Here is a 13,397-nt window from a genome sequence, read left to right as displayed (position 1 = left end):
CGATAGCGGTTTATCAGTCGAGATATGCATTGACTGGTAGACCGCTATCGCGAGCAGGCTCACTCCTACAAGGGGTTCTGCGGTGTGGCGGTTAGCGCACGCTGCTGCTGAAGCTGCTCGCCCCCGGCAGTTCAAGGACGATCTCGTCGCCAACGTTCAGCGGGCCGACACCCACCGGCGTACCGGTAAGGATCACGTCGCCGGCCTGCAGCGAGAAGCAGCCGGCCATGTGCTGGATCATCGGCACGATCGGATTGAGCATCGCGCTGCTGTTGCCGTCCTGGCGCACTTCGCCGTTGATGGTCAGGCGGATGCCGATGTCGGTCAGGTCAGCGAAAGTGCTACCGACCACGAACGGCGCGATCACCGCCGCGCCGTCGAACGACTTGGCGATTTCCCACGGCAGGCCCTTGGCTTTCAGCTCGGCCTGCTTGTCGCGCAGGGTCAGGTCCAGCGCCGGGGCGAAACCGGAGATCGCATCGAGGACTTCTTCGCGGCTTGGTTTGGTCGACAGCGGTTTGCCGATCAATACAGCGATTTCCGCTTCGTAGTGCACCGAACCACGCTCGGTCGGAATGCTGAAACCGCCTTCCAGCGGCACCACGCAACTGCCCGGCTTGATGAACAGCAGCGGCTCGGTCGGCACCGGGTTGTCCAGTTCCTTGGCGTGTTCGGCGTAATTGCGGCCAATGCACACGACTTTCCCGATCGGGAAGTGGATGCGCGTGCCGTCGACGTACTGGTGCTGATAGCTCATTTACCGACTCCTGCATTCATTGATTCAACAGAGATTACCGATCACACCGGGAAAATTTTCCCCGGGTTCATGATGCCGTTCGGGTCGAACACTGCCTTGACCGCTTTCATGTACTCGATCTCGGCCGGCGAGCGGCTGTAGGTCAGGTAATCACGCTTGGTCATGCCCACGCCATGTTCGGCCGAGATCGAGCCGTTGTACTTCTCGACGGTTTCGAACACCCACTTGTTGACGGTGGCGCACTTGGCAAAGAACTCGTCCTTGCTCAGGTTTTCCGGCTTGAGGATGTTCAGATGCAGATTGCCGTCGCCGATGTGGCCGAACCAGACGATTTCGAAATCCGGATAGTGCTCACCGACGATCGCGTCGATTTCGCGCAGGAACGCCGGCACCCTGGAAACGGTCACCGAGATGTCGTTTTTGTACGGCGTCCAGTGGGAGATGGTTTCGGAGATGTACTCGCGCAGCTTCCACAGATTATGCAGTTGGGTTTCGCTCTGGCTCATCACGCCGTCGAGTACCCAGCCCTGTTCGACACAGTGTTCGAAGGTTTCCAGCGCGCTGTTGGCCACTTCTTCAGTGGTCGCTTCGAATTCCAGCAGGGCGTAGAACGGGCACTCGGTGTCGAACGGCGCCGGCACGTCGCCGCGGTCCATGACCTTGGCCAGGGCCTTGTCGGAGAAGAATTCGAACGCGGTCAGGTCGAGCTTGCCCTGGAAGGCGTGCAGCACCGGCATGATCGAATCGAAATCGGCGGTGCCGAGAACCATGGCGGTGAGGTTTTTCGGTGCGCGATCAAGGCGCATGGTCGCTTCGACGACGAAGCCGAGAGTGCCTTCGGCGCCAATGAACAGCTGACGCAGGTCATAACCGGTGGCGTTCTTGATCAGGTCCTTGTTCAGTTCGAGCACGTCGCCCTTGCCGGTGACGACCTTCATGCCGGCCACCCAATTGCGCGTCATGCCGTAGCGAATCACTTTGATCCCGCCGGCATTGGTGCCGATGTTGCCGCCAATCTGGCTGGAACCCGCCGAGGCGAAGTCGACCGGGTAGTACAGGCCGTTTTCTTCAGCGACGTTCTGCAGATGCTCAGTGACCACGCCCGGCTGGCATACAGCGGTGCGGTCGGTGACGTTGACGTCGAGAATCTGGTTCATGTAATCGAACGACACCACCACTTCGCCATTGGCCGCCACCGCAGCGGCGGACAACCCGGTGCGCCCGCCGGACGGCACCAGCGCGACCTTGTGGGTGTTGGCCCAACGCACCACGGCCTGCACTTGCTCGATGGTCTTGGGAAACACGATAGCGCTCGGCGCCGGGGCGAAGTGCTTGGTCCAATCCTTGCCGTAAGCATTCAGGGAGTCGGCGTCGGTGAGGACTTTGCCGGGCTCAACCAGGGTCTTCAGTTCATCAATCAGCGCAGGATTGGTCATCGACAGAACTCTCGAACAATTCATGGTCATCCTGAGAACGCTTCACGTCGCAGGAATGAGTGTTTAGCGGGGTGGCTATGCTAGCATACCGACCCCGCAGGACAGTGCCCAAGGCCAGATCCGCGGTGACGGCTTTCCTGCCGTTTGGGTCAGCTCCAGGCTGCGCCCCTCCCTGCCATTTTTCTCCGGGATACAGGTTTACGCAGATGAGCAAGACTTCTCTCGATAAGAGCAAGATCAAGTTCCTTCTTCTCGAAGGCGTCCACCAATCGGCTGTCGACGTCCTCAAGGCGGCGGGCTACACCAGCATCGAATACCTGACTGGCTCCTTGCCGGAAGCCCAGCTCAAGGAAAAGATCGCTGACGCTCACTTCATCGGTATTCGCTCGCGCACGCAACTGACCGAAGAGATCTTCGATCACGCGAAGAAACTGGTCGCGGTCGGCTGTTTCTGCATCGGCACCAACCAGGTTGACCTCAGTGCGGCCCGCGAGCGCGGTATCGCCGTGTTCAACGCGCCGTACTCCAACACCCGTTCCGTAGCGGAACTGGTACTGGCCGAAGCGATCCTGCTGCTGCGCGGCATCCCTGAGAAAAACGCTTCCTGCCACCGTGGCGGCTGGATCAAATCCGCGGCCAACTCGTTCGAGATCCGTGGCAAGAAGCTCGGCATCGTCGGCTACGGCTCGATCGGCACGCAGCTGTCGGTGCTGGCCGAAGGTCTCGGCATGCAGGTGTTCTTCTATGACACCGTGACCAAGTTGCCACTGGGCAACGCTACCCAGGTCGGCAATCTGCATGAGCTGCTTGGCATGTCCGACATCGTCACCCTGCACGTCCCGGAAACCGCGGCGACCCAGTGGATGATCGGCGAGAAGGAAATCCGCGCCATCAAGAAGGGCGGCATCCTGATCAACGCTGCACGCGGCACCGTGGTCGAGCTCGACGCCCTGGCGGACGCGATCAAGGACAAGCACCTGATCGGCGCAGCCATCGATGTGTTCCCGGTGGAGCCACGCTCCAACGACGAAGAGTTCGAAAGCCCGCTGCGTGGCCTCGACAACGTGATCCTGACCCCGCATATCGGTGGCTCGACCGCCGAAGCGCAAGCCAACATCGGTCTGGAAGTGGCGGAAAAACTGGTCAAGTACAGCGACAACGGTACTTCGGTGTCGTCGGTCAACTTCCCGGAAGTGGCCCTGCCGGCTCACCCTGGCAAGCACCGCCTGCTGCACATCCACGAGAACATCCCGGGTGTGATGAGCGAGATCAACAAGGTCTTCGCCGAAAACGGCATCAACATCTCCGGTCAGTTCCTGCAGACCAACGAGAAGGTCGGCTACGTGGTGATCGACGTCGACGCCGAGTACTCGGAGCTGGCGCAAGAGAAGCTGCAACACGTCAACGGTACTATCCGTAGTCGCGTCCTGTTCTAGAAAAGCAGCGGCAAGTGAACAGCGCTCTTGTTTTAACTTGCCACTTGCAGCCAGCCACTTGTAGCTGAATAAAAAAGGGAGCCCCGAAGGGCTCCCTTTTTTATTTCACGTTAACCGTGATTTTTTCCGAAACGATCGATGGGTCGAACGGCATGTGGCCGCTGTCGCCGAGGATCAATTGCAAGGTGTGCTTGCCGGGGGCCAGTTTGATCGTGGCTTCGGTCTGCGCCTTGCCGAAATGCATGTGGTGCGCGTCGGTCGGGATCGGCGCGCCTTCGGCCGGCAGGTCGTCGACGTCGATCAACAGATGATGGTGGCCGGTGTTCTTGGTGGTATCACCCGCCGGGGCCAGCGCAATGTTCTTGACGCCGAACTTGACTTTGAATTCCTGGGAGACCGTAGCGCCGTCCTCGGGAGAAACGATGAACACTTCAGCATCCTTGGGAGCCGGCGTTGCCGCACTGGCCAGCACCGAAACCCCCATCAGCACACCGGCCAACGCTGCACGTGACATAAAGCTTTTCATTTTCTTCTCCAGTTTTTCCGTAAAATCCGCACGGTCATGACAACTTCATGACCATTCGTTGTCGAAGGCACTCGACAACCATAGCAAAGCGAGCCTGAATCAGAGCGTCGCGATAATGATTTCAAAGGAGTGACCATGCGCTTGCTGCCTGGCCTGATCTGCCTGCTACCCCTTCTGAGCCCGCTGGCTCACGCCGAACTGATTGATGACGTCAACGACCGTGGCGAGTTGCGCATAGCCATTGAGGCTAATACACCGCCCTTCAATTACAAGGAAGGCGACACACTCACGGGGTTCGAGGTCGAGCTTGGGCAACTTCTTGCCAAGGAGCTGGATGTACGCGCCGATTTCATCGTCACCGACGAGGGCGATCTGCTCCAGGGCGTTGAAAGCGGCAAGTACGACGTCGCGCTCAACCACATAGCACTGACACCCGAACTCAAGGATCGTTTCGACTTCAGCGAGCCGTACGGCGAGGTCGATGGGCAATTGCTCGCGAAGAAAGACGAAACGCCACGGCCGATGGTGCTGGTGCAGGCGTTGACCGAAGAGAAACCGAAAGCGGCGGCGCCAGTGGAACTGGCGATTCCGTTTCAAAAGGGCAATCCGGCGTTTCAGGCCAGCCTCAAGAGCGCGCTGGAACGGATCAAGGCGGATGGGCGGTTGGCGGCGTTGTCGCAGAAGTGGTTGAAACCGTAAGAGCCCCCTCACCCTAGCCCTCTCCCGGAGGGAGAGGGGACTGATTGGGGGATGCTTTAGTGATACGCCGACTTGGGATTGCTATACCGAATCCGAAATCGACTGATCATGGCTTTGCCGAACCCATAATCGCCAAGGTCTTTCAGGTCGATGGACAGCGCCAGACACCTCGGTCGGCCCCCTCTCCCCCCGGGAGAGGGCTGGGGTGAGGGCAACTATTGCGGATCAGTCCAAAGCTGCCAAAGCCACCGCCGCCTCATCCAGCTCTAGCTCATTGAACACCCGAACACCATGACGCCTGAGCAACGCCGCCGTCACCCCTTCGCCACTGACCTTGACCCCACTGAACGTCCCGTCATACGTCAGCAGATTCCCGCACGAAGGGCTGTTGGCCTTGAGCACCGCCACCCTGATGCCGTGCCGTTGCACCAGTTCCAGCGCTTGGCGCGCACCTCCGAGAAACTGCGCACTGACATCCTCGCCTTCGGCAGTGATGACAGCAGCATTGCCATCCAGCACGTCACCGCCCTGCCCGCCGGGAATCTCCGCCGCCGCCCTCGGCGTCGGCAAACCACCGGCCACCTCAGGACACAACGGCACTACGCGGCCCTCGGCAATCCACTGCTCAAGCAGATCAAACGGACCACTCGCGCCACCGTCATAACGCACGCGATGGCCCAACAGGCAGCGGCTGACCAGAATCTTTTCCATGCTCAGAACGGCTCGTTGCCACGGCGACGAAACCAACCGGTCAGCGACAGGCGCTCGCGATGGGCCGGCAATACTTCGTGGGGCACTTCGCCGGAGAGAAACACCACCAGACAACCGCCGGTAGGCTGTACGTCATGCACGCGTTCATTACCCAGGTACATGCGCAACTGGCCACCGTCCTCCGGCAGCCAGGCGTCGTTGAGATAGATCACTGCCGACACCATGCGTCGGTCGTCATCGCGAAAGCGGTCGACGTGCTTGCGATAAAACGCGCCGGACGGGTACAGGGCGAAATGGCATTCGAAATCTTCGAGGCCCAGAAACAGACCGCGATTGAGCGCCTCGCGCAGACTGTCCATCAGGCTCAGATAGCGGTCAGTGGCGTCGGCCTGGCCGGGGTCGATCCACTGAATGTGATCGCCACGAATACCCTCGCGAATCTCCGAAAACGGCCCGCGCCCGACCGCCGCCGGCGCCAGTTCACCTTCGGCCTCACGTTTACGGCACTCGGCCGCCAGCGCCCGGGTCAGATCGGCGGGCAGGAAGATGTTCTGCTGCGACCAGCCGTGTTCGGCCAGGTCATCGACAATGCGTAACAGCAGTGGGTGTTCAGAGGATATCGGCATGGCGCGCATAGTATGCCGACGGCAATAAATCCGACAGAGCCACGCAGCGGCTTGCTACGAATTCTCGACAAGTACCGGCACCGCACGGACAATAGTCCGCTGCTGACAGGAGTCCCTATGCGCCGTTTGCTTTTTTCACTGTTGATGTTCTGCGTATTGCCCGCCTGGGCGGACGGCCACGATCAGTTGTACAAGGTCGCCGGCTGGCCAGAACAACGCGCGCATTTCAACGATGCCCTCAGCGCCGCCCAGCAGCGATATCAGAACAGCCTGCCGCCTGCGGTGTTTCAAGCACTGGTCAACAATAGCAACCAGCGGTTCGCCGCGCAGGCCATGGATCAACGCGCCGAAGCGCAACTGCGACAGAAACTCGCTGATCCGAAACCGGCGCTGACCTTTTTCCAGTCACCGCTGGGCAAGAAAATCGTCGCCGCCGAATTGCTCGCGACCCGCCGCGATCAACTGGCGAAAAATGCCCAGGGCCTGCCAAAAATGCAGGCCAGCGACAGTCGTTTGCTGATCATCGGCCACTTGGCGCAAGCCTTGCCGGCCCGGGAGGCTGGCGCCGAGGTCAGTCTGGCGATTGCCGGCGTCGCGGCGGACAGTTTGAGTTCGATGATCCCGGGATTGCTCGGTGGCGGTCAGGCGCAGGGCATGTTGAACGGTCAGCGCCAGCGGCTGATGGATCAGATCGGCGCCGATCTGAACAACACCCTGCTCTACGTTTATCGCGATTTGTCGGATGAAGAGCTGGAAGAATTTGCGACGTTTGCCGAGTCGACCGAGGGCAAGGCTTACTATCAGGCGGCGCTGGCGGCGATTCGGGCGGGGTTGGCGGTCGGCCAGTGATCTTCGTTGCCTGAAAGATCGCATTCGCGAGCAGGCTCGCTCCCACATTGAGTCCTCAGCGGACACAAAATTTGTGCCCCCCCGACTTCCCTGTGGGAGCGAGCCTGCTCGCGAAGAGGCCCGCCCAGCCGCTACAGATTCCGGCCCCTGATCCGCTTGCTCAAGAATTCGAAATACTCCTCACGCATCTCCGCCGTTTCATTGGCCAGGTGATGCCGCGCCTCGGCCAACAGCAGAATCTGCGGGCGGTCGAACTTCCATTTCAACACCTGCAGATTGTGCTGCCAATCGACCGTCATGTCCGCCTGCCCCTGAATGATCAGCGGCCGTCGCGGACTTTTTTTCGCGTGCTCGACGCGGATGATCCAGCGCGACAACGCGCCCACCCATTTCGTTGGCAGACGTCTTGGCTGTAACGGATCGGCCTGCAGAAACGGTAGAAAATCCGGGTCGTTGGAATTTTCGCTGAAGCGCCGCGCGACGCCGCGAACAAATGGCCGCAGCAGGTAATAACTCAACTGCGACCAGCCCCAGGCCCGTGGTCGCACCAGCGGCGCCAGCAGAATCACCTGGCCCTGCGCCGGGCTGTTCTCGCCATGGTTGAGCAGGTGATCGACGACAATCGCGCCCCCGGTGCTCTGCCCGCACAAATGCCACGGCTGTGGCAGCGCGATCGAAGTCGCTTCAGCGAACAGCGCTTGCAGCATGTGCTGATATTCAGCGAAATCGCGGATGCTCGCCCGCGGCCCGCTCGACAGTCCATGCCCCGGCAAGTCGCAGGCAATCACCGCGAAATCCTGATCCAGCGCCCACTCGATCACATGCCGGTACAGGCCGATGTGATCGTAGTAACCGTGCAGCAGAAACAGCGTCGCCTTGACCTTCTCCGGCCACCAGCAATGACTGACCAGTTCGTAGCCATCGACTTCGAAACGCCCCATGCCGCGCCAGACATCGCGCTCGGCGAAGTCGGTCTTGTAGAAGCGCTGATAAGCCTTCGCCTCATCCGATAACGGCTGCCACTCGGCCAACGGCTTGAGGCTCGCGCGTAAATGATCGGGGTCGAAAGTATCGGGCATGCGCACATTCCAAAGCGGTTAACGGACTTTATCGGCCTGCGATATTCATCTGTCGGAGCAAGCATGGCAAGCTAGCCAACCTTTTCAGATTCCGAAACCATGCGTTCGCCCTACCGCACCGCACTGTTCGCCAGCCTGCTCGCGCTGATCTGCGCCGGGGTGCTGTGGGCGGCATATGACTGGTTTCAGGGCCGCTATCTGCGTGCGTTCAGTGAACACACGGCGGTGTTTTCCGGCGATCCGCTGCGCCTGCCGGACGACCTCGCCGGGCCGGGCAATATCCGTCTCGTGCACTTCTGGGACCCGGCCTGTCCGTGCAACGTCGGCAATCAACAGCACCTGAGCGAGATGGTCGAACAGTTCGGCGCGCGCGGCGTGGAGTTCTTCGCCGTGCAAAAACCCGGCAGCCACGGTCAGTTGCCCGCCACCCTCGCCGGCCTGAAAACCATCATCATCCTGCCCGGCTCCGAACAGATTCCCGCCAGCCCCGCCGTGGCGATCTGGGATCGCAGCGGCAAACTGGCCTACTTCGGCCCGTACAGCGAAGGCCTGACCTGCAACTCCAGCAACAGCTTTATCGAACCGATCCTGCATGCCCTGACGGAAGACCGCCCGGTGAACGCTACGCACACCTTGGCGGTGGGTTGTTATTGTCCGTGGCCGGCGGATGCGCGGTAAGGCATTCCGGACTTTTCAAGGACAGCGCTGCACCGCACAGATGCTCTGTGCTAAATGTTTGCAGCCCGACGGGCGGCCCTCCCGCCTGCACAAGGAGTCACCATGAAGCGTGCGTTGATCGTCGTTGCCTTGCTCATCGTTGTCCTGCTCTGCGCCGCTGGCGGGTATATCTACAGCAAGCAGCCGACGCGCCAGGGCCAGGTCCAGCTGCATAACCTGCAAGGCTCGGTGACCGTGCGCTATGACGAGCGCGGTGTGCCGCATATCCGCGCCGAGAACGAAACCGACCTCTATCGCGCCCTCGGTTATGTGCACGCGCAGGATCGCCTGTTCCAGATGGAAGCCCTGCGTCGCCTCGCCCGCGGTGAGCTGGCCGAAGTGCTCGGGCCGAAACTGCTCGACACCGACAAACTGTTTCGCAGCCTGCGCATCCGCGAGCGCGCCGCCAGTTACGTCGCCAGCCTGGACAAGCAGTCGCCGGCGTGGAAGGGCCTGCAAGCCTATCTGGATGGCATCAACCAGTATCAGGACAGCCACGCCTCGCCGATCGAGTTTGACGTGCTGGGCATCCCCAAGCGGCCGTTCACCGCCGAAGACAGCATCAGCGTCGCCGGTTACATGGCCTACAGCTTTGCCGCCGCGTTTCGCACCGAGCCGCTGCTGACCTACGTGCGCGATCAGCTCGGCGCCGATTACCTCAATGTGTTCGATCTTGAATGGCAGGCCAAAGGCGTACTTGCCACGGATCACACCAGGCATCCGCCAGCCCTCGCCGCCGGCGACTGGCAGGACCTCACCGCCCTCGCCCGCCTCAGCGAACAGGCACTGATCGACAACGGTCTGCCGCAGTTCGAGGGCAGCAACGCTTGGGTCATCGCCGGCAGCCGCAGCCAGAGTGGCAAGCCGTTGCTGGCCGGCGATCCGCATATCCGCTTTTCGGTGCCGTCGGTGTGGTACGAGGCGCAGCTGTCGGCGCCGGGCTTCGAGTTGTACGGCCATCATCAGGCGCTGGTGCCGTTCGCGTTCCTGGGTCACAACCTCGATTTTGGCTGGAGCCTGACCATGTTCCAGAACGATGACCTCGATCTGATCGCCGAGAAGGTCAACCCTGACAATCCCGATCAGGTCTGGTATCGCGGCCAATGGACCGACCTGCTCGTCAGCGAGCAACAGATCAATGTGAAGGGTCAGGCGCCGGTGACGATCACCTTGCGCCAGTCGCCGCATGGGCCGATCGTCAACGATGCCCTCGGCAGCGCTGCCGGCAAGACCCCGATTGCGATGTGGTGGGCATTCCTCGAAACACCCAACCCGATCCTCGACGGCTTTTACCAGCTCAACCGCGCTGACACGTTGGCCAAGGCCCGCGCGGCGGCGGCCAAGGTGCAGGCGCCGGGTCTGAATCTGGTTTACGCCAACGCCAAGGGCGATATCGCCTGGTGGGCCTCGGCCTTGCTGCCGAAACGTCCGGCCGGGGTGAAACCGGGCTTCATTCTCGACGGCAGCACGCCTGAGGCGGACAAGGACGGCTACTACCCGTTCAGCGCCAACCCGCAGGAAGAGAACCCGGCACGCGGCTATATCGTCTCGGCCAACTTCCAGCCGGTTTCGCCGACCGGCATGGAGATTCCCGGTTACTACAACCTCGCCGATCGCGGCCAGCAGCTTGATCGTCAGCTCAGCGACAACCGGGTGAAGTGGAGCAACGAGGCCAACCAGAAACTGCAGCTGGGCACGACGACCGGCTACGGCCCGCGTCTGTTGGCGCCGCTGTTGCCGGTGTTGCGTGAAGTGGTGAGCGATCCGGCGCAACGCAAACTGGTCGAGCAACTGGCGCAGTGGCCCGGCGATTATCCGCTCAATTCGATCAGCGCGACGGTGTTCAACCAGTTCCTCTACGACCTTGCCGACGCGGCGATGCGCGATGAGTTGGGCAATGACTTCTTCGAGACACTGCTGTCGACGCGGGTAATCGATTCGGCCTTGCCGCGACTGGCGGCGAAGGCTGATTCACCCTGGTGGGACAATCGCAGCACGCCGGTCAGAGAAACCCGGGGCGACATAGTGCGCACGGCATGGGCGGCGAGCATGCAGCATCTGCAACTGACCCTCGGCGACGATGTGGCGGGTTGGCAGTGGGGCGCGGCGCACACTCTGACCCATGGCCATCCGCTGGGCCAGCAGAAGCCACTGGATCGGCTGTTCAATGTCGGCCCGTTCGCGGCGCCAGGCAGCCACGAAGTGCCGAACAACCTCTCGGCGAAAATCGGCCCGGCGCCATGGCCGGTGACCTATGGACCGTCGACCCGGCGTCTGGTGGATTTTGCCGATGCGGTGCATGCCCTGACGATCAATCCGGTCGGCCAGAGCGGCGTGCCGTTGGACAGTCACTATGACGATCAGGCCGAGGCGTATGTGGAGGGGATTTATGTGCAGGCGCATTTCAGCGAGGAAGAGGTGCTGGCGAATACGCGGAGTACGTTGAAGCTGTTGCCTGCGCGCAAGCCCTGAAGAGCCCCTCACCCTAGCCCTCTCCCAGAGGGAGAGGGGACCGATTGGGGGATATTGGGGAGAAACGCCGACGTGCAAGATTGGCACCGAATCCATAATCGATAAGGTCTTTCAGGTCGATGTAACACGCCAGACACTGCGGTCGGCCCCCACTCCCTCTGGGAGAGGGCTGGGGTGAGGGCTTTCGAGCTCAAGCCCGGATCAAACATCCAGCGCAAAATTCAGCCGAAACTGTTGCGGCGTCACGCCCAAGCGCCGGTTGAACACACTGCGCATATGCTGCGCATCCCGAAACCCGCACTGATACGCCACGGTCTTCAACGGCGCCGTGGTGCTTTCCAGCATGACCCGCGCTGCGTCCACCCGCGCCCGTTCGACGAATTCCGCCGGGGTCACTTTGGCTTCTCGCGCGAACACCCGCGAGAAATTGCGCGCACTCATGTTCGCTGCATTGGCCAGATCGGCAATCGTCAGGTCGCCGGTGAGATTGGCCAACACATACAGCTGCACCAGCGCCACCGCTGACGTCGGTTCGGCATGCGGCGTGAGGAACGGGCTGAACTGCGATTGCCCGCCCGAGCGCTGGGTGAACACCACCAGCCGTTTCGCTACACTCAGCGCCACCTCGGCACCGTGATCGCGCGCCAACAGGTACAGCGACAGATCAATGCCCGCCGTGACCCCGGCCGAGGTGTAGAGCGTGCCGTCCTCGACATACAGGCGATCCGCCTCGACCCGCGTGGTGGGGCAAAACTGCGCCAGCGCCTCGGCATCGTTCCAGTGCGTGGTGACGGTGCGCCCCTCGAGCAAACCGGCGCGGGCGAGCATGAACGCGCCGTTGCAGATCGAGCCGCAACGCCGGGCGCGACCACAGGCGTCACGCAGCCAGGCGTCGAACGTCGGGCCGAAATCCATGAACGGCAATTGCGGGCCGCCAGCGACCAGCAACAGGTCGGGGCTATCGGTTGCTTCGCTGAAGTGGCAGTGGGCGTTCAGGCTCATGCCGTTGGAACAGGCCATCGGCCCGTGCTCGAGGCCGATCACTTGCAAGCGATAGTGATCCTGCGGCGCGAGGAAGCGGTTGGCTTCGGCGAACACGTCCATGGGGCCGCTGACATCCAGTGACTGCACGCCGGGGAATACCACGATGGCGACGGATTTGTTCATGGCTCAAACGTCCTCAATACCTGTGACAAACACACCAACCTGTGGGAGAGAGCCTGGCCTGTTGATCGAGCCAACCTGGCCAATCCACACCCGACAAGCGAGCTTGGCACGATTTGCAGGTGCAATGGCAAGGATCGCAGCCATGACTCGATTGCTCGCCTGGCGCGCCGGGAACAGACTTTCTCCAGCAGCGCCACGAAGGCGTTTTCGACGAGGAAACCGTTATGACCAGCACCATCGCCGGCATCAAGATCCCTGACAGCGCCCTCGCCCGGGCCACCACCGAATACATCCGCGACATCGAATCCGACCTGCTGTATCACCACTCGCGCCGGGTGTTTCTGTTTGGTGCCTTGAGCGGCGAGCGCCAGCAACTCGCCTACAACCCGGAGCTGCTGTACGTCGGCGCGATGTTCCATGACCTCGGTCTGGTCGCAGGCCATCGCAGCGATGACGAACGTTTCGAGGTGGACGGCGCGAATGCCGCGGCAGCGTTTCTCAAGCCGTACGGGCTGAGCGACGACGACATCGAGCAGGTGTGGCTGTCGATTGCATTGCACACCACGCCGGGCGTGCCCAAGCATCTGCGCCCGACCGTGGCACTGGTGACGGCCGGGGTGGAGATGGACGTGCTGGGCATGGACTACGCGGCCTTCAGCAGCGTGCAGCGCGAAGCCGTAGTGCATGCGCATCCACGCGGGGAGGGTTTCAAGGAGTGCATCATCTGCGCGTTCGCCGATGGCTTGCGCCATCGTCCGCAGACCACGTTCGGCAATGTGAAGACCGATGTGCTGAAGGATCAGGAGCCGGGATTCAGACCGATGAATTTCGTCCAAGTCATCCGCCAATCTCCCTGGACTGCCTAAATCCCCTGTAGGAGTGAGCCTGCTCGCGATAGCGGAGTCTCAGCCGAATAATGCCT

Annotated in this window: 13 protein-coding genes; 6 read left to right on the top strand and 7 right to left on the bottom strand. The window is 61.4% G+C overall.

Annotated features, from left to right (window positions below; genetic code table 11):
- Positions 1-91: 91 nt before the first annotated feature.
- Together DCO47_RS21320 and DCO47_RS21315 are read right to left on the bottom strand one after the other, a co-directional pair.
- A complete protein-coding gene (locus DCO47_RS21320) occupies positions 92-757 on the bottom strand; it encodes a fumarylacetoacetate hydrolase family protein (protein WP_024014705.1) in 666 nt (221 codons plus the stop codon).
- A gap of 41 nt (positions 758-798) precedes the next feature.
- The gene (locus tag DCO47_RS21315; RefSeq protein WP_116658869.1) at positions 799-2,193 is read right to left on the bottom strand and encodes an FAD-binding oxidoreductase; all 1,395 of its coding nucleotides are present in this window, start codon (positions 2,191-2,193) and stop codon (positions 799-801) included.
- Between the two features lie 206 nt (positions 2,194-2,399).
- On the opposite strand from DCO47_RS21315, the gene serA reads away from it, so the two are divergent.
- Positions 2,400-3,629 carry a phosphoglycerate dehydrogenase gene (gene serA, locus DCO47_RS21305; protein WP_025112046.1) on the top strand — a complete coding sequence of 410 codons (1,230 nt, stop codon included), beginning with the start codon at positions 2,400-2,402 and terminating at the stop codon, positions 3,627-3,629.
- A gap of 100 nt (positions 3,630-3,729) precedes the next feature.
- On the opposite strand, the gene DCO47_RS21300 is transcribed toward serA, so the two are convergent.
- Complete coding sequence (locus DCO47_RS21300) at positions 3,730-4,155, bottom strand: DUF4399 domain-containing protein (RefSeq protein ID WP_039757489.1); 426 nt, start codon at positions 4,153-4,155, stop codon at positions 3,730-3,732.
- 135 nt (positions 4,156-4,290) lie between these two features.
- On the opposite strand from DCO47_RS21300, the gene DCO47_RS21295 reads away from it, so the two are divergent.
- On the top strand, positions 4,291-4,854 hold the full coding sequence (locus DCO47_RS21295) for a transporter substrate-binding domain-containing protein (RefSeq protein WP_064364710.1): 564 nt from the start codon (positions 4,291-4,293) through the stop codon (positions 4,852-4,854).
- A 225-nt stretch (positions 4,855-5,079) separates the two neighbouring features.
- Here DCO47_RS21295 and DCO47_RS21290 read toward each other — a convergent pair whose 3' ends face one another.
- The gene (locus DCO47_RS21290) at positions 5,080-5,565 is read right to left on the bottom strand and encodes a DUF523 domain-containing protein (RefSeq protein WP_116658868.1); all 486 of its coding nucleotides are present in this window, start codon (positions 5,563-5,565) and stop codon (positions 5,080-5,082) included.
- Between the two features lie 2 nt (positions 5,566-5,567).
- Complete coding sequence (locus tag DCO47_RS21285; protein ID WP_083353783.1) at positions 5,568-6,200, bottom strand: 2OG-Fe(II) oxygenase; 633 nt, start codon at positions 6,198-6,200, stop codon at positions 5,568-5,570.
- A 108-nt stretch (positions 6,201-6,308) separates the two neighbouring features.
- On the opposite strand from DCO47_RS21285, the gene DCO47_RS21280 reads away from it, so the two are divergent.
- Entirely contained in the window at positions 6,309-7,040 is a 732-nt protein-coding gene (locus tag DCO47_RS21280; RefSeq protein ID WP_024014712.1) for a DUF2059 domain-containing protein, read from the top strand.
- Positions 7,041-7,171: 131 nt separating this feature from the next.
- Here the strand turns inward: DCO47_RS21280 and DCO47_RS21275 are convergent, their stop codons facing one another.
- Entirely contained in the window at positions 7,172-8,119 is a 948-nt protein-coding gene (locus tag DCO47_RS21275) for an alpha/beta hydrolase (RefSeq protein ID WP_116658867.1), read from the bottom strand.
- Between the two features lie 99 nt (positions 8,120-8,218).
- On the opposite strand from DCO47_RS21275, the gene DCO47_RS21270 reads away from it, so the two are divergent.
- Together DCO47_RS21270 and DCO47_RS21265 are read left to right on the top strand one after the other, a co-directional pair.
- A complete protein-coding gene (locus DCO47_RS21270; RefSeq protein WP_042606511.1) occupies positions 8,219-8,797 on the top strand; it encodes a DUF6436 domain-containing protein in 579 nt (192 codons plus the stop codon).
- Between the two features lie 102 nt (positions 8,798-8,899).
- Positions 8,900-11,308, top strand: coding sequence for a penicillin acylase family protein (locus tag DCO47_RS21265; RefSeq protein WP_116658866.1), 2,409 nt, complete (start codon positions 8,900-8,902; stop codon positions 11,306-11,308).
- A gap of 201 nt (positions 11,309-11,509) precedes the next feature.
- On the opposite strand, the gene DCO47_RS21260 is transcribed toward DCO47_RS21265, so the two are convergent.
- Positions 11,510-12,475, bottom strand: a complete 966-nt coding sequence (locus DCO47_RS21260; protein ID WP_116658865.1) for a GlxA family transcriptional regulator — start codon at positions 12,473-12,475, stop codon at positions 11,510-11,512.
- 224 nt (positions 12,476-12,699) lie between these two features.
- Here DCO47_RS21260 and DCO47_RS21255 point away from each other — a divergent pair, with 224 nt between their 5' ends.
- A complete protein-coding gene (locus tag DCO47_RS21255) occupies positions 12,700-13,341 on the top strand; it encodes an HD domain-containing protein (RefSeq protein ID WP_116658864.1) in 642 nt (213 codons plus the stop codon).
- Positions 13,342-13,397: the final 56 nt, after the last annotated feature.

Source organism: Pseudomonas sp. NDM, assembly GCF_003105095.1.
GTDB classification, from domain to species: Bacteria; Pseudomonadota; Gammaproteobacteria; order Pseudomonadales; family Pseudomonadaceae; genus Aquipseudomonas; species Aquipseudomonas moraviensis_A.
Note: the sequence above shows the minus strand (reverse complement) of the source record. Positions and strands in the feature narration are given on the sequence as shown.